The 16,309-nt window shown below is 64.4% G+C and carries 16 protein-coding genes and 2 tRNA genes; 9 read left to right on the top strand and 9 right to left on the bottom strand.

The genetic code is table 11. From position 1 onward, the window contains the following. Positions 1 to 194: 194 nt before the first annotated feature. The 7 genes from LOC60_RS11625 to pknB are packed head-to-tail and all read left to right on the top strand — an operon-like array spanning position 195 to position 9,531. The gene (locus tag LOC60_RS11625; RefSeq protein WP_230025333.1) at positions 195 to 926 is read left to right on the top strand and encodes an FhaA domain-containing protein; all 732 of its coding nucleotides are present in this window, start codon (positions 195 to 197) and stop codon (positions 924 to 926) included. Next, a complete protein-coding gene (locus tag LOC60_RS11630) occupies positions 926 to 1,411 on the top strand; it encodes an FHA domain-containing protein FhaB/FipA (protein ID WP_442860411.1) in 486 nt (161 codons plus the stop codon). Before LOC60_RS11625 ends, LOC60_RS11630 begins: the two co-directional genes overlap by 1 nt. A gap of 44 nt (positions 1,412 to 1,455) precedes the next feature. Further along, entirely contained in the window at positions 1,456 to 2,937 is a 1,482-nt protein-coding gene (locus LOC60_RS11635; protein ID WP_230025334.1) for a PP2C family protein-serine/threonine phosphatase, read from the top strand. Continuing rightward, positions 2,937 to 4,349, top strand: coding sequence for an FtsW/RodA/SpoVE family cell cycle protein (locus LOC60_RS11640; protein ID WP_230025335.1), 1,413 nt, complete (start codon positions 2,937 to 2,939; stop codon positions 4,347 to 4,349). Before LOC60_RS11635 ends, LOC60_RS11640 begins: the two co-directional genes overlap by 1 nt. Next, positions 4,346 to 5,785, top strand: coding sequence for a peptidoglycan D,D-transpeptidase FtsI family protein (locus LOC60_RS11645; protein ID WP_230025336.1), 1,440 nt, complete (start codon positions 4,346 to 4,348; stop codon positions 5,783 to 5,785). The genes LOC60_RS11640 and LOC60_RS11645 overlap by 4 nt, the downstream gene beginning before the upstream one ends. Next, a complete protein-coding gene (locus LOC60_RS11650) occupies positions 5,782 to 7,638 on the top strand; it encodes a protein kinase domain-containing protein (RefSeq protein WP_230025337.1) in 1,857 nt (618 codons plus the stop codon). Before LOC60_RS11645 ends, LOC60_RS11650 begins: the two co-directional genes overlap by 4 nt. Before the next feature lie 6 nt (positions 7,639 to 7,644). After that, a complete protein-coding gene (gene pknB, locus LOC60_RS11655; protein WP_230025338.1) occupies positions 7,645 to 9,531 on the top strand; it encodes a Stk1 family PASTA domain-containing Ser/Thr kinase in 1,887 nt (628 codons plus the stop codon). Between the two features lie 6 nt (positions 9,532 to 9,537). Here pknB and LOC60_RS11660 read toward each other — a convergent pair whose 3' ends face one another. From LOC60_RS11660 to LOC60_RS11670, 3 genes are read right to left on the bottom strand one after another with little or no spacing between them, the layout of a single operon-like run. Next, the gene (locus LOC60_RS11660; protein WP_230025607.1) at positions 9,538 to 10,218 is read right to left on the bottom strand and encodes an aminodeoxychorismate/anthranilate synthase component II; all 681 of its coding nucleotides are present in this window, start codon (positions 10,216 to 10,218) and stop codon (positions 9,538 to 9,540) included. A 1-nt stretch (position 10,219) separates the two neighbouring features. Next, complete coding sequence (locus LOC60_RS11665) at positions 10,220 to 10,390, bottom strand: hypothetical protein (RefSeq protein WP_230025339.1); 171 nt, start codon at positions 10,388 to 10,390, stop codon at positions 10,220 to 10,222. Between the two features lies 1 nt (position 10,391). Further along, positions 10,392 to 11,165 (bottom strand): class E sortase, encoded by a 774-nt coding sequence (locus LOC60_RS11670; protein ID WP_442860414.1) that lies wholly within the window; start codon positions 11,163 to 11,165, stop codon positions 10,392 to 10,394. A gap of 225 nt (positions 11,166 to 11,390) precedes the next feature. On the opposite strand from LOC60_RS11670, the gene LOC60_RS11675 reads away from it, so the two are divergent. Further along, complete coding sequence (locus tag LOC60_RS11675) at positions 11,391 to 11,642, top strand: cell division protein CrgA (protein WP_331460813.1); 252 nt, start codon at positions 11,391 to 11,393, stop codon at positions 11,640 to 11,642. 461 nt (positions 11,643 to 12,103) lie between these two features. Here LOC60_RS11675 and LOC60_RS11680 read toward each other — a convergent pair whose 3' ends face one another. Then, on the bottom strand, positions 12,104 to 12,964 hold the full coding sequence (locus tag LOC60_RS11680) for a rhomboid family intramembrane serine protease (protein ID WP_230025341.1): 861 nt from the start codon (positions 12,962 to 12,964) through the stop codon (positions 12,104 to 12,106). A 66-nt stretch (positions 12,965 to 13,030) separates the two neighbouring features. Next, a complete protein-coding gene (locus LOC60_RS11685; RefSeq protein ID WP_230025342.1) occupies positions 13,031 to 13,573 on the bottom strand; it encodes a peptidylprolyl isomerase in 543 nt (180 codons plus the stop codon). A 152-nt stretch (positions 13,574 to 13,725) separates the two neighbouring features. Between LOC60_RS11685 and LOC60_RS11690 the strand changes: the two genes are divergently transcribed. Next, complete coding sequence (locus LOC60_RS11690) at positions 13,726 to 14,730, top strand: hypothetical protein (protein WP_230025343.1); 1,005 nt, start codon at positions 13,726 to 13,728, stop codon at positions 14,728 to 14,730. 90 nt (positions 14,731 to 14,820) lie between these two features. On the opposite strand, the gene LOC60_RS11695 is transcribed toward LOC60_RS11690, so the two are convergent. The 4 genes from LOC60_RS11695 to LOC60_RS11710 form a co-directional block, all read right to left on the bottom strand. After that, positions 14,821 to 15,744, bottom strand: a complete 924-nt coding sequence (locus LOC60_RS11695; protein ID WP_230025344.1) for a DMT family transporter — start codon at positions 15,742 to 15,744, stop codon at positions 14,821 to 14,823. Between the two features lie 148 nt (positions 15,745 to 15,892). Beyond that, positions 15,893 to 15,965, bottom strand: a tRNA-Ala gene (locus tag LOC60_RS11700). Positions 15,966 to 16,031: 66 nt separating this feature from the next. Further along, a complete protein-coding gene (locus LOC60_RS11705) occupies positions 16,032 to 16,151 on the bottom strand; it encodes a DLW-39 family protein (protein WP_230025345.1) in 120 nt (39 codons plus the stop codon). A gap of 45 nt (positions 16,152 to 16,196) precedes the next feature. Beyond that, positions 16,197 to 16,270, bottom strand: a tRNA-Ile gene (locus LOC60_RS11710). Positions 16,271 to 16,309 lie beyond the last annotated feature (39 nt).

Genomic DNA, 16,309 nt, shown 5'->3' on the forward strand with positions numbered 1-16,309 from the left:
CGCGGGCGACGCCGGGACCGCGGTAAGACATTTATCTGCGCTCACCAGTAGTATCGAAGTGGACGCATGTACCTGTGCCCTGCCGGAACCAGCCATCCACCAGTCCCGGCGGACAATTCCGCCCGCGACGCGGTGTCGGTGGCAGGTGAGGCAGACACAGCAATTCATTGGACAGGACACGGAAGGAGACGGACTTGGGCTTACTCGACAATGTCGAACGCGGCATTGAAAAGATTGTTCGCGGTGCATTCGCGACCGGTTCGTCCGGCCGTGTCGAACCCTTGGAGCTTGCCATCGCGCTCCGCAGGGAACTGGACCAGCACTCCATGGTCCTGGGCCAGGGCCGGACCCTGGCTCCGAATGTCTTTACGGTGCGGCTTTCCACCTCGGACTTCACGCAGGCGCAGAAGTGGGGCGCACCCCTGGCTGAAGAACTGTGCGACGTCGTCATCAAGCACGCACGCAGCCAGTCCTACACGCTCCAGGGACCGGTGCGGGTCTCGTTTACCCGGGATTCCTCGCTTAAGGCAGGGGTACTCGAAGTGGATTCGTCCACCGAGAAATCCCCTTCAGGGCAGTCCCGGGTCCCTTCCCCGCCGACTCCGAGGCAGGGCCCTTCGGCCCGGATGCAGCCCGTCCTGGACGTGGACGGCCAGCGCTACACCCTTAATGCACCCTCAGTGGTCCTGGGACGCTCCTCCGAAGCCGACATCCTGGTGGACGACACAGGCGTTTCCCGCCGTCATCTGGAGATCCGCACCGAGAACGGAGCCAGCCGAGCCATCGATCTGGGGTCCACCAACGGCAGCTTCGTTAACGGTCAGAAAGTTCAAGGTGAAGCAGTGCTTACCGACGGATCCACAATTGCCATGGGGCGCACCCGAATTGTCTTTCGGCTGCTGCCCGTCCGGACCGGGGGACGTTAGTGCTCAGCGAACTGACTGAAACACTCCTGCGCTACGGCTTCCTGATCCTGTTGTGGATCATGGTGGTCAGCGTAGTCGGCGCCATTCGACGCGACCTCGCCGTTGGCAGCCGTAACCGTACCGGGACTCCTACGGCCCGCCAGATCCGTAAGGACCCCACCCTCGAAAAGCGTGCGCCGGCACCCAGCAAAGCCGCGCCGCGGGAACTTGTAGTCACAGAAGGCCCGCTGCGCGGCACCACCCTGGATCTGGCCGCCAGCCCCATCCTGCTTGGGCGGGCACAGGAAGCAACACTCGTCCTGGAGGACGATTACGCCTCCGGCCGCCACGCACGCCTGTTCCCCCAGGGCAGCCGCTGGTTCATTGAGGACCTCGGCTCCACCAACGGAACCTATCTCGGTGGAAGCCAACTTACCCGGGCACTGCCCGTCGAACCCGGTGTCCCCATCCGCATCGGTAAGACGGTCATTGAGTTGAGGCCCTGACAGTGGCCCTGGTACTTCGATATGCGGCACGGTCCGATGTTGGAATGGTTCGTTTCAAGAATGACGACTCCGCTTACGTTGGCCGATACCTTGCCGTGGTTGCCGACGGCATGGGCGGCCACGCCGGAGGCAACGTAGCCTCCGCTTCGACCGTGCTCGATCTGGTCCACCTGGACAGCAACGTCCACGGGACCGAGGCCCTGACCGTTCTGGCTGACGAAATCCAGGCGGCTAATTCACTTCTGTCCGAACTGGTGACCACCAGCCCCCAGCTTTCCGGCATGGGAACCACCGTTACTGCACTGCTGCTGCACGAGCAGCAGCTGGCACTGGCACACATCGGCGACTCCCGCGCGTACCGGCTCAAAGACGGCCGGTTCGAGCAGATCAGCATTGACCACACGTTCGTGCAGCGGCTTATCGATGAAGGACGGCTGCGGCCCGAAGAGGCCGAAGTCCACCCGCACAAGAACGTCCTGATGCGCGTGCTCGGCGATGTGGATGCCAGCCCCGAGCTGGACCTGGCTACTTTCGACGTCGAGCCGGGGGAACGCTGGCTGCTATGTTCCGACGGGCTCACGGCCGTCCTGCGGGACTCCGATATCGAGAGTGTCCTCCGCAGCACCCCGAACCTGCAGGAGTGCGTAGACACCCTGGTTGAACTGACCCTGGCCGGCGGCTCACCGGACAACGTCACGGTGGCGGTCATCGAAGTCGATGAGGACCTCGACGCCGGCTCGGCACAGGCCACCGCGCCGCTCTCCGAAGTACCCTCGGGGGAGAACGAATACCGCAAGGCTGCAGTGGCAGCTGCGGCACCGCCGGAAACAGAAGAAGGCACGGCCCGGGACGGCACGGAGAATCCTGCCGCCGCGGATGATGCCGATGACGCCGAGAATGAACGTGAACGTGCCCAGTTGATCCGCCAGGATCTGGCTTCCCGTCCTCACGTGCTGGTTGGCGCGGCTTCCCTGGCCACCGAAACCGGTGAAATCCCCATCGTCACGAAGCGTTCCGCAGAACGTCGTGCTGCGCGCATGCTCACGCACAAGGCGGAAACCGGCCTGCCCGAGGAGGATCCGGCTGCGGACCGGCCCCGGACCGGCTGGAAGCGCTGGCTGCTGCCTGCCTTCCTGACCGTGGTTGCCCTCCTGCTGGCCGTCGCCGTGTGGCTGGGCTACACCTGGACGCAGACCCGCTACTACGTCGGGTCCTACGACAACCGGGTCGCCATCTACAACGGCGTCTCCCAGACCCTGGGCCCGATCCGCCTCTCCCACGTCACGGACATTTCCGATATTCCGGTCGACAGCCTCTCCGAATATCACCGCAACCGGGTCGAAGACACCCTTCCGGCACGCGACCTCGGCCATGCCGAGGAGATCGTCACCGAGCTCCGGGATACTGCCAAGGCCGTATTGTGCCCGCCGGTGGAGCCAAGTGCCTCTCCGACCCCGGGGTCGGCCACTCAGGGGTCGGCCACCCCGCGCGCCGAGGCGAACAACGCCTGTGGAGGTGAGCAGTAATGTCCGATGTCCTCACCGTGCCCAAGCCGCGCCGGAATATTGAGGCACTCCTGCTCCTCGTTGCCCTTTTGGTCGGCGTGGGCGCCAACATGATTGTCGGCCTCGACGAAGACCGGGCCTTCGATTCGGACTTCTGGGTGCAGGGCGGCACCCTGATGGCCCTGGTTGTCATTTTCCATATCGTGCTGCGCTTCCGGGCAAAATATGCCGATCCGGTCATACTTCCGATCGTCACTGCCCTGAACGGCATCGGCCTGGCGATGATCCACCGCCTGGACATCACCAACGGTGACGATGCTGCGGACAAACAGCTGCTGTGGAGCACCGTGGCCGTGGCCGCGGGCATCGCGGTGCTGTTTGTCATCAAGGACCACCGGATCCTCCGCCGCTACACCTATATCTCCCTTATTGTCAGCGCCATCCTGCTGCTACTCCCGCTCACCCCGCTGGGCTTGACCATCAATGGCGCCCGGATCTGGATCAATGTCGGCATCGGCACGTTCCAGCCCGGGGAAATCGCCAAGATCACCCTGGCTATATTCTTCGCGGGGTATCTATCCACCAACCGTGACCTCATTCTGCTGGCAGGCCGCAAAGTGGGACCGCTGCAGCTTCCGCGCATGCAGGACCTGGGTCCCATGCTCGCCGCCTGGCTGGTGAGCATCGGGGTGCTGGTGTTCCAGCGGGACCTTGGGTCATCGATCCTGTTCTTCGGACTGTTCATGGCGATGATTTACGTGGCCACCAGCCGGGTGAGCTGGGTCCTGATTGGGCTTGGGCTGATTGCCGCGGGCGGGTTCGTGGCACTGCAGCTGTTCAGCCATGTGGAGCAGCGCATCCACGGCTGGCTCAACGCATTCGACCCCGAGGTCTACAACGGCACCGGCGGCAGCTATCAGGTGGTGCAGGGCCTCTTCGGCCTTGCCAGCGGCGGGCTGACCGGCACCGGCCTGGGACAGGGCCGTCCGGACCTCGTGACCTTCGCGAACAGCGATATGATTATTGCCGCCCTCGGCGAGGAACTGGGCCTGATCGGCATCTTCGCGATTGTCCTCATGTACGTCCTGCTGGTGTCCCGCGGCTTCCGTGCCGCCCTCGGCACGAAGGACGGCTTCGGCAAACTGCTGGCCTGCGGCTTGTCCTTCACCATCGCAGTACAGTGCTTCGTGGTTATCGGGGGTGTCACGCGCCTGATCCCGCTGACCGGCCTGACTACCCCGTTTATGTCCGCGGGCGGATCGTCCCTGCTGGCCAACTGGATCATTGTGGCGCTGCTGCTGCTGATCTCCGAGGCTGCCCGCAGGCCCGCGCCCACCGGCCCGCTCGCCACGGACATGGTTCCTGCCATGTCCGAATCCCGTTCGGGTGCTTCCGCACGTGCCCGGCGTTCCCCTAAGGAAGGAGTCGAATGAACCAGGCCATCCGTAACAGCTGGGTAGTGGCCCTGGCAATGTTCGTGCTCATTCTCGGTTCGCTGACCTACGTGCAGTTTTTCGCCGCTGAGAAGCTCAACACCAACCCGAACAACAACCGGGCACTCTATCGGGATTTCGGCGAACCCCGCGGCTCCATCCTCGTGGATGGCAAGGCTATTGCGGAGTCCGTGCCCTCGAACGACCAGTTCAATTACCAGCGGGTCTACAACAGCCCGGAGCTCTACTCACATCTGACCGGGTATTTCAACCTGAACAACACCACGCAGCTGGAAATGACCATGAACGAGGAGCTCTCCGGCAACAGCTCCCAGCAGTTCAACGACAAGCTGGTCCAGCTCTTCTCCGGTGCCCAGAGCCAGGGTGCTTCGGTGGAACTGACCATTGATCCCGAACTCCAGCAGCTGGCCTACGATCTCATTCCTGACGGCCAGAAGGGGTCCATCGTGGTGATGGACCCGAAGACGGGCGATATCCTCGCCATGGTCTCCAAGCCCTCATATAACACCAATCTCCTGGCGGGGCACGATACGGCCGTGCTCGGCACCAACATGGAGGCCCTCACATCCCAGCCGGGCCTGTCGCCGTACACCAATCCGGCCACGCAGTCCCTGTTGGCTCCCGGGTCCGTATTCAAACTCGTGGACACCGCGGCAGCCTTGGAATCGGGCAAGTATGACGCCGAATCCGTAATCCCGAACCCACCTGAATTCCCGCTCCCGGGAACCAACATCTCCCTTCCGAACTTCACCACGGGTGCCTGCTCGGCCCAGTCCGAGGCCGATTTTGCCTTTGCCCTCGCCTGGTCCTGCAATACCGTCTTCGCCCAGGTGGCGCTGGACCTGGGGCAGGACAATATTGCGGCACAGGCCAAGAAGTTCGGTTTCGATACCCCCCTCAAGATCCCCAACGACGTCGTGGCCAGCCATTTCCCCGAGAACGAGGACGAGGCCCAGCTGGCCCTGGCCTCCATCGGCCAGGGCAGCGTCACCGCCACCCCGCTGGAGGTTGCCATGATTTCCGCAGCCATCGCCAACGACGGCGTGCAGATGACCCCCAACCTGGTCCGCAGCGTCCGCGCTCCCGATTTGTCCGTGATCGACGAACCGAAGCCGACCGAACTGAACACTTCCGTCAGCCCCGACACCGCACGCCAGCTCACCGAGTGGATGGTGGGCGTCGTGGACAACGGCTCCGCCCAGTCCGCCCAGGTCCCCGGCTTCAAGGTGGCCGGCAAGACCGGCACGGCCCAGGTGGACGGCCGGGGCGACAATGCCTGGTTCACCGGCTTCGCACCGGCCGACGATCCGCAGGTGGCCATTTCCGTTGTTATGGAAGACGTGGATCTGGCTACCGGTGCCCAATTGACCACTCCAAGCGCGCAGAAACTCCTAGAGGCGGTGTTGAATAAGTGAGGCCTACATCGGGTATCACCTTAGGCGGCAGATTCCAGCTGACCGACCGTATTGCCATTGGCGGTATGGGCGAGGTCTGGAAGGCACGGGACCTTGTCCTGGGCCGCATTGTTGCCATCAAGATCCTCAAGGAGGAGTACACCGGGGACCCGGGCTTCCTTAACCGCTTCCGGGCGGAGGCCCGGCACACCGCGCTGCTCAACCACCCCGGTATTGCCAATGTCTTCGACTACGGCGAAGAGGACGGTTCCGCGTACCTGGTCATGGAACTCGTTCCGGGCCAGCCGCTGTCCACCATCATTGAGCGCGACAAGGTGCTCTCGCCGGACCGCACCCTGTCGATCATCGGCCAGGTCGCCACCGCGCTGGCCGTAGCTCACAACCAGGGCCTGGTGCACCGGGACGTCAAGCCGGGCAACCTGCTCATCATGCCCGACGGCAAGGTCAAGATCACCGACTTCGGGATTGCCCGCATCGCCGACCAGGTGCCGCTGACCGCCACCGGACAGGTCATGGGCACCGCCCAGTACCTGGCTCCGGAACAGGCCACGGGACAGCAGGCCACGGGTTCCAGCGACATCTACGCGCTTGGTGTCATTGGCTACGAACTCCTGGCCGGCCGCCGTCCCTTCTCCGGCGAATCCCAGATCGCGATTGCCCTGGCACAGGTCAACGACACACCGCCGCCGCTGCCGGAAACCATTCCGGAACCGGTGCGTGCCCTGATCATGTCCATGCTGGCAAAGGATCCGGCGGACCGCCCGGCGGATGCCGAGTCGCTGGCCCTGGCCGTCGCCGCCATCCGCCGCGGAGACATCAGCGCAGCGCAGGAAGCCGTTCCCGGCATGCTGCTCTTCGGTTCCTCCGCCGGTGCGGTCACGGCTCCGGTACCCACCACCGGTACTTCCGTCACCCGTGTCGTGGACACCTCGCCGTCGACGTCGGCCCTGCCCACTGTTGCCGGCGCATCGGTTGCGGCCGACGACGTCCGCACGGGTGAGCTGGCCGCGTCCCGTGAGTGGACCGACGAAGACGATGGCGATTACGACGACGGCGCTCCGGCGGACGTCGAAGAGGAAAAGCGCCGCAGCCCCTGGACTATCCCGCTGATCGCACTGCTCGTACTGATTCTTGCCGGCGTCGTGGCCTTCTTTGTGCTCACCGCGGGTGATGGGGATCCGGCTCCTGCCGCAAGCTCCTCAGCTGCCAGCCCGTCGAAGAGTGCCACACCGTCCAAGAGCCCGTCCAAAACCCCGTCGGCTACCCCCTCTGAGACACCCGCGGAGACCCCGTCGGAGACCCCCAGGGAGATCGTTGTCGATTCTGCTGCCTATGCCGGCAGGCCCGTCAATGACGTGTACGGGGAGTTGGTCGCTTTGGGCCTCCAGGTGCAGCGGCTCCCGGTCTCTGATGCCAGCGTCCCGGAAGGAATCGTTATCGAGATCAACCCGTCGGGTTCACTGGAGCGCGGAGATGCCGTCACCATTACCTACTCGACCGGCCCGGAACTCGCCTCGGTTCCTGCCCTGACGGGACAGCCGGAAGCGGCCGCCCGGCAGAGCATCGTCGATGCAGGCCTGGTGCCGGTTAACGGCGGCACCCAGCAGTCCAATGCAGCACCGGGCACCGTCGTGGGGGTCAATCCCACGGAAGGCTCCACTGTGCCGCAGGGTTCGTCCGTCACCTACTACACTGCCGAAGCAGCCCCGGCTCCGACTCAGACCACCCCGCCTCCCGCAACGGAGGCACCCACCGGAACAAACGGGGTCGGCACCAGGAACAACACCGGCACCAGCACCGAGCTGGACCAGTCCGGCGGCGCCAGCATGACCGGACCTACAGGCAGTAACTAAGAGACCATGAGCGCAGAATTCCTCCGGGGGCAGCCCACCCTCAACACCGACAACGTCCTGAACGGGCGGTACGAGGTCGGTGAACTGATCGGACGCGGTGGGATGGCCGACGTTTACCTTGGGCGGGATATTCGCCTGGGCCGGACCGTGGCCATCAAGGTGCTGCGTCCTGACCTGGCCCGGGACCCGTTGTTCCAGTCCCGTTTCCGACGCGAGGCGCGGGCGGTGGCCGGTTTGAACCACCCCTCAGTGGTGTCCGTATATGACACCGGGGACCAGGAGTCAGCCTCGCCGCGCGACGATGTGCGGCTCCCGTACATCGTGATGGAGTACGTCCCCGGCCGGACCCTGCGTGACCTGCTCAAGGCCGACGAGCTCACCATCGAAAAGTCCATCGACTATTCCCTCGGGGTCCTCGCGGCCCTGGATTACAGCCACCGCTCGGGAATCGTCCACCGGGACATCAAGCCGGCCAACGTCATGGTGACGGCCGACGGCGGTGTAAAGGTCATGGACTTCGGCATCGCGCGCGCCATGGCGGATTCAGCCGCGACCATGACCCAGACGCAGGCCGTTGTCGGGACTGCCCAGTATCTCTCCCCCGAGCAGGCCCGCGGCGAAACCGTCGACGCCCGCAGCGACCTTTACTCCGCCGCCTGCCTGTTGTTTGAACTGCTCACCGGCAGGCCTCCGTTCATCGGGGATAGCCCCGTTTCCGTGGCCTACCAGCATGTCCGTGAACAGCCGGTCACGGCCAGCAGCCTGAACCCTGAAATTCCCGCCGCCCTGGACGATGTTTTGAAACGCGGGCTGGCCAAGGACCGCGACCACCGTTATCAGACCGCCCGGGAATTTCGGGAGGCTCTCCTGTCAGCTCGCGACGGCGGCCCGGTCACGGCTGCCACGCAGGCGATCGCCGTTCCCGGTCCCGCGGCGCCTGCAACATCCGCCATGGAATCATCTCCCGGGGACGAACCGCGCACACGCGCCATGGCCAAGGTCCTTGCCGGCGGCTCGCTCACCGAAGACAGCCCCGATGAGGACGAGGACCACTCAGCCCTGAACATCGGCACCACGGGAGACCGCGAGCCCCGGCAAAAAGCCCGCCGGCGGGCATGGATTACGGTCTTTGCCGTCCTGGTGGCCCTTGTTCTCGCCGTCGGCGGATTTGTCGGCTGGAACATGCTCAATGCCGAACCCCCCGCCCCTGTTACGGCCACTGTGCCCCAGATCGAGGGACAGTCGCAGACCGATGCCATGAACGCCATCATCAGTGCCGGTTTCCAGCCGCCAAGGATCACCGAGGAATTCAGCAACACCGTGGCCGAGGATCTGGCGATCCGCACCACCCCGGCGGGCGGCGCGGATGTTCCCAAGGATGAGGGCATCACGCTCTACATCTCAAAGGGGCCTTCCAGCGTATCCATTCCCCAGGACCTGGTCGGAATGACGGAATCCGGAGCCCGTGACGAGCTTCGCGGGCTCGGCCTTAAGGGCGGGGCCACGATCGCAGGCAACAGCCCCACCATGGAGGACGGGCGCGTCCTCGGCACCGAGCCGGCCATTGGCGAGACAGTTCCGGCGGGCAGCGAAGTGAACATTGTGATCTCCACCGGGCAGGTAACGGTTCCGAACCTGATAGGTATGACGGCGGACCAGGCAAAAGTGACACTGGTCCATCCGACACTCCTGCTGGCACCCAAAGTGGTTGAGGTCGAAGACGCCGCAGCCGCACCCGGCACGGTCATCAGTCAGAGTGTTCCCAGCGGCACGAACGTGGCTCAGGGCAGTTCCGTGATCCTGTCGGTGGCCAAGGAACCGGCTCCGACTCCTACCCCGACACCTAGCGCGTCGCCGTCCAGTACGCCAAGCACCACGCCGGGACGGCGCTAGGCCGGACTAGGCCCGGGCGGGCGCTGGCTGTCCGGCTGCCTGTGCTGCGCTCGTGATCAGCGGGCTCAGGGTGGCTGCGTGGGCGGCCGCTCCGGTCAGCCCGGCTGACTCGAGCCAGTTGCCCAGCATTTGGTAGCCACCCTCGGTGAGTACGGACTCGGGGTGGAACTGTACTCCGGACAGCGGCGCTGACGCATGCTGCAGGCCCATGATGATTCCGCTGGCGGTCCGGGCCGTGACCCGCAGCTCGGAGGGAATGCTGTCGGCAACGGCAGCCAGTGAATGGTAGCGGGTGGCGGTCAGCGGGCTGGGCAGTCCCGCAAAAACGTCCCCGCCCCCGTGTTCCACGAGCGAGGTCTTCCCGTGCATCAGCTCGGGCGCGTGTGTGACCGTGCCCCCGTAGGCTTCTGCCAGCGCCTGATGGCCCAGGCAGATTCCCAGCATGGGGGTAGCGTTGGCGCCGCACCAGCGGATCAGGTCCACCGAGACTCCGGCTTCGCCCGGCGTACCCGGACCCGGCGAAACCAGCACTCCGTCATGGGCGGCAGCCAGCTCGATCGCTGCCTCGACGCTTAGGTCGTCATTGCGGATCACCGTGGTTTCCGCCCCGAGTTCCTGAAGGTAGCCCACCAGCGTATAAACAAAGCTGTCGTAGTTATCGACCACCAGAATCCGGGTGCTCATGATGCTAGGAACCGCCAATCGTTGAGTCCGTCAAAGAGGGAAGGAAGCTGGTTTCGGCAAGCCAGGGGAAGACATACTCCATCAGGGCCAGCACTGCCGCGGCAATCAGCACCGCGGAGAGAAGGATCCGGAACCACAAGGGTCCGGGAAGGTGCCGGAACAACCATCCGTACATTTTAGCGACCTCCGGAGGCATTGGCGGCGACGACGTCGGCAACGGCCGCGGGCGGCCCCGCGGATAAGGGCTGCCACGAGTCCAGCAGTGCATACGCAATAATGCGTTCCTGCGAACCGAAGCGCGGGTTGCAGCTGGTGAGGGTAAGGAACCTTTCGCTGGGGACGGCCGCGGGGTCCGTGGGGACGGGCGCGAGCACATCAACCCGGTCCGGCAGCACTATCTGGGTATTGCGGTAGACATAGTCGTAATACCCCTGGGCTGTCTGAACGTAGATGTGGTCTCCGGGCACGAGGGTGTGGATAGGGTCCAGTGCCTTGCCGTGGGTCTGCCGGTGGCCGGCGACGGCGAAGTTGCCCACGGCCCCGGGCATCGCGGTGGCGGGGTAATGTCCCAGCCCCAGGTTATCCAGCACGGCCGTTCCGACGCCGCTGGTCACCGGAGCAGCGTAATCCTCCCCGAACCGCGGCACGTAGACGACGGCGAATGTCTCCCCTTCCTCGCTCAAAGGGTCCATAACCACCGGTTCCCCGAAGTCCTGGGGCGAGGATGCCGGCGCCGGCGCTGCCGGGAGGTCAAAGCCCTCAAACAGCCCGTCAATGGCCTTCTGCTGGGCCCGGTTCGAATCAATGTTTGTCCACCAGAGCTGCCACGCCACAAACAGCGCCAGGATGATCCCCAGGGTTATCAGGAGCTCTCCGGCCACCTGGACGGCCATCCGGCCCTTCCCTCCTGCACGGCGTGGGGAAGCGCTGCGCCTGCGTCGGTGCGGCATGGTGGTGACGGGTGGCTCAGCCAACGTTCTCCTTGAGCTGGTACCGGTATTTCACGGCCTCAGGGAACCCCGGACAGATCGGCCGCGGAATTCGCTAGGATAATCAGAATAGGGATGACCCTAACAGGTCTGTGCGTTGAAGGAGACTTCTCTCCGGGCCGCGGTTGTCCCAGCCCATGACTACAACCACCGGCGTCTGCAGAGCCGGTTCCGCTAGGAGGATCCGTGCCTGAGTCCAAATCCCGCAAGAAGCCTTCCCGCCCCGCCGCCCCGGCCCAGACTGTGTCGACGCCCAAGGAAAACCCCGTCTGGTACAAACCGGTCATGTTCGGCCTGATGATCCTCGGTCTGCTTTGGATCATTACTTACTACATCACCCAGGGGCAGTACCCGGTGCCTTCGTTCGGAGCCAGTAACATCCTGGTGGGCTTCGGCATCGCAATAGTGGGCTTCCTGATGACGACGCGCTGGCGCTGACCGCCCCCGCGTCCCTGCCCCGGGCTTCCCCGTGCCGTTTCGGCACCGGGAAGCCTTTTTGTTTGCCCCGACAGCGGCTATCCCCGGTTTTCCACGTTGTTCACAGGTTGTGCACGGAGTTATCCACAGGTGTGGGAAACTCTGTGGGTTACTTTGCCAACTTCCTTGCAAACAAAGGGAAGGAGGTTATCCACACCTGTGGAATTACATGTGTGTAAGTCTCCACAGCCTATGGATAACCCTGTGGATCGTCGGTCCGGGTCCAAAACTACATCGTTGTAGGTTATTAACACTGTGGGTATTCCTGTGGATAACTTTGCGGATCTGCGGATCCTGGCAGCTGCGCTGCGGCGGACCGCCCAGGACCGGCACCTCCGGGCCGACGGCCAGCATTAAAGACCTGTGCCCGCCGTCAAGGACGGCGGGCACAGGGTTCGATCCTCCAGGGGCGTCCCGTGAGGCTAGCCGGGGAGAATCTCCACCGGGGGCTGCCAGAACACAGCCACCGCGACCAGAACCAGCACGACCCCGGCCAGGCCGGCAAACTGGATGGCCGTACGGTGCTTCCCCCGGGGCGTATACGCCAGGATGGCTGCACAGGCTGCACCGGTCAGCAGGCCGCCTACGTGGGCCTGCCAGGCGATCCCGGGAACCACGAAGCCAAGGACCAGGTTTACCGCCAGCAGGATGAGCAGCGAACGCAGCTCCCCGCGCCGCTGCCGGATCACGACGAACAAGGCACCGAAGAGCCCGAAGACCGCACCTGAGGCGCCCACAACCGCCACGGCGGGGTCCGCCAGGTACATCACGCCCACGGAGCCGCCCAGCGCGGAGATCAGGTACAGCAAGGCGAACCGTCCGCGCCCGAACAGGGGTTCCAGGCTGCGGCCCAGGAACCATAGGGCATAGAGGTTGAAGGCAATATGGATGGGGCTGCCCTGGGAATGCAGGAAGGCCGAAGTCAGCAGGCGCCACGGCTGGTAATCCGTCAGCACGGGTGCGTAGAAGAAGGTCCGCGTGAATTCCGGCAGCATGAGCTGCAGCACGTAGGCCACGGCACAGACCGCCATGATGGTGATGGTCACCACCGGTTTACCGTTCGGGGCAGCGCGTCCTCCAAAGGGCGTCCGGTAGGCCGGCTGGGCCTTGCGCTGCTGGTTGTAGCAGTCCACGCACTGGACGCCTACGGCGGCGTTCTGCTGGCACTCGGGGCAGGCCGGGCGCCCGCAGCGCTGGCACCGGATATAGCTGACCCGGTCCGGATGGCGGGGACACACGGGCACCTGCGAAGCCGGCACCTCGGCCGGCACACCATATGACATTGCTGGGACTCCCGGATTGAAGAAAGGCCCCGGCCGGAGAGTCCGGCCGGGGCACCTTCGAACAGACTAGAGCTGTTCGACGGTAATGCTGTTGATAACCACGTCTTCGGTCGGCTTGTCGCGTCCGTCCGTGGAAACCGAGTTGAGCTGGTCAACCAGTGCGCGCGACTCGTCGTCGGCAACCTCACCGAAGATGGTGTGCTTGCCCTGCAGCCACGTGGTCGGCACGGAGGTGATGAAGAACTGCGAGCCGTTGGTGCCGCGGCCCATCTGGACGCCTGCGTTGGCCATGGCCAGCTTGTACGGGGCGGAGAAATCCAGATCGGGGTTGATCTCGTCGTCGAACTGGTAGCCCGGACCGCCGGTGCCGCGGCCCAGGGGGTCACCGCCCTGGATCATGAAGTCCTTGATGATGCGGTGGAAGATGGTTCCGTCGTAAAGCGGACGGGTGGTCTTTTCGCCCGTCGCCGGATCGGTCCATTCGATTTCGCCGGTAGCCAGGCCCACGAAGTTCTTGACCGTCTTGGGGGCGTGGTTTCCGAAGAGGTTGACACTGATGTCACCCATGGAAGTGTGGATGGTTGCTTTTGCTGTAGGAATAGCAGTCATAAGGACATTGTTCCACGGCACTTCTACGCGTGGGCGGAATCAGCCGTGTTCAGCGCACAGTGAAAACCGCGCCCTGTCCGGGCCCTCGATAGCAGAGACCCGCCGGAACACGTAGGCTAAGGCTGAAACGACAACTATCCCGGGAGGTAGTTTTGAAGAAGGACCGCATCACCCATGATCTCGAAGCCAACGTCGCAGCAGGCATCGTGACTGCCCGCGATTGGGCTACACCCAAGGTCGACGCAGCCAAGGGCTGGGCCGTTCCGCGCATTGAGAAGGGGATCGAGACCGCATCGCCGAAGATCCAGGACGGCATCAAGCGCGCCGCTGACGAAATCGCACAGGGCGTAGCTACCGTGACACCGCGCATTCAGGGCGGGCTCGAAAAGGTTGGACCGCGCATCAGCCACGCAGTGGACGAAGCCGCTCCGCGCATCCAGAGCACCCTGGACCGTGCCACGCCGGCGCTGAACACGGCCAAGGACCGGGTTGTTGACGGTTACATTCCCGCCCTGTCCACGCGCATCGGGGTGGCAGCAGACAACGTTTCGCGCAGCCTGACCGCGGCCAACGTGCCCGTCCAGACGGCCGTAGCGAAGGTCACCGGTAACAAGAAGGCGCTGAAGCGGGCGCAGAAGGCCGCTGCACAGGCTGCCAAGGAAGCCCGCAAGAACCAGAAGGGCGGCAGCAAGGGCTGGCTGGTCTTCGGCATCATTGCCGCGGCAATGACGGCCGGCGTAGCCGCCTGGCGCGCTTCCCGCCCGGTCGAGGATCCGTGGAAGACGCCGGCTCCCAAGCCTGCAGCCACCACCGGTGCCGCTCCCAAGCCGGCAGCCACCACCCCGGCAACGGCTCCTGCCAGCACCGGTACTTCCTCCGCTGCAACGGCCAAGCCGGCCGAGGCCGCCACGCCCGTCGTTGAGGTACCCAAGCCGACGCCGGCAGCCAAGCCCGCTGCGAAGGCCACGGACGCCGCTGCACCTGCTCCCTCCGACACTGCGGAGACCGTCGCCAGCATCAAGGAAGCAGCCGAGCGCGCTGCGGCCCGTTCCGGCGAGAAGGCCTCCGATGCCGGCAAGCACAGCAAGGATGCCGCCGGCGACGCCAAGGCTGCAAAGCCCTCCGGCGCCCATTCGGAGAACAACACCGGCAAGTAGCAATACCCGTCCGGGCGCGAGACCGTACCGGGACGAATAGAAGGAGGGCTCCGCCTGTGGCGGAGCCCTCCTTCTATGTTTGGAACCTACCTACAGTTCGTCTCCGCCCAGGGCAGGCGGAGCGGGAGATACCGGCCGTGCGCCCTGGCCGGCTTGTCTGCGGAACCTGCCTTGCCCTGCGACAACCACTGTCAGTCCGGCGAGGATCAGCGCCAGGCCTGCATACGTGCCGGCAGGAAGCTGCTCGTGCAGGAAGACGGCTGCCAGAATGGCCGCGCCCGGGATCTCGAGCAGGATGATCATGGACACCACCAGCGGGCTGATCACCGCCAGCAGGTGGTTGAACACCGTATGGCCCAGCATCTGGGCCACAACGGTCACTGCGAGGATTCCCAGCCATGCCGCTGGCGGGAACCCGACGACCGGCTGCCGGAAGGCGGCGCACAAGGCCAGAAGGAGAACGGCACACGCGCCGTAGCAGAGGGTTGTATAGGTGCCGGTGGACATCGATTCCCGCGCCTTCCCGCCGGCAACGGTGTAGACGCCGGCAAGGGCACCGCCGGCCACTGCCAGCACGTCGCCGATAAGGGCCTCCTGCGACAGCCCCAGGTCGAACCCCGAAATCACCAGCACGCCGGCGAATGCAGCCGCCAGGCCCGCCAGGACCGCCGGCGGGACACTGATGCCCCGCAGGACGTTGAACAACGCGATCCACCCTGCCTGGAGGCAGACCAGCGCCGTGGCAGCTGCCACGGACGTCAGTTGCAGCGAGGTGATAAAGCAGGCGAAGTGCAGCGCCAGCGCGACGGCGGCAAGGGCGGTCCACTTGTAGTCCCGGGCCGTGAGCTGCCCGAAGTCCCGCCGCCGCCCCACTATGGCAGGAGTACCCATCAGCACGGCACCGATGGCGTTGCGCCAGAAGGCGATGGCCAGGGCGGGAGCTGCGGTAGCCGCCATAATGGGTCCGGATGCGGAGACGCCCAGCACGCCTACTACCGCAAGGAAAACATTCACAGGCCAACACTAGTGCAGTGTCGTGGCACCACCTCGCCCGCGGCGGGGACCCTTCACGGTGCGGAGTCTTACCGGAGTCCCGGTTCCTAGGGTGCACCGGAAACACAGAAGGTCCCCGCTCCAAAGAGCGGGGACCTTCTGTATTCGGTGGAGGCACGGGGACTCGAACCCCGAACCCCCTGCTTGCAAAGCAGGTGCGCTACCAATTGCGCCATGCCCCCGAAATGAGAACTTATCCAGTATAACCTACCGTTGCCGGTGTTATGACCAGTGCGACTATTTGGTGATCAGTCGACCTTGTCGGTCGATTCCTTCCAAACGGTCTTCTCAGCGGCAGTTTCCTGCCACTTCTTGAAAGCGAAGATTCCTGCAGCCGCTGCTGCCGTAACTGCTAGCAACTTCTTCACGGAATCCTCCTTGCCGTTGTGGTCCACCTTTTGCAAGGTGTTCCGTGGGCGTACCAGGACTTGAACCTGGGACCTCTTCGTTATCAGCGAAGCGCTCTAACCGCCTGAGCTATACGCCCCGAACCTCTTCGGGCCGAGATATGACTTTACCGTACCTT

It is taken from the genome of Arthrobacter sp. zg-Y769, assembly GCF_020907405.1.
Lineage (GTDB): Bacteria > Actinomycetota > Actinomycetes > Actinomycetales > Micrococcaceae > Arthrobacter_B.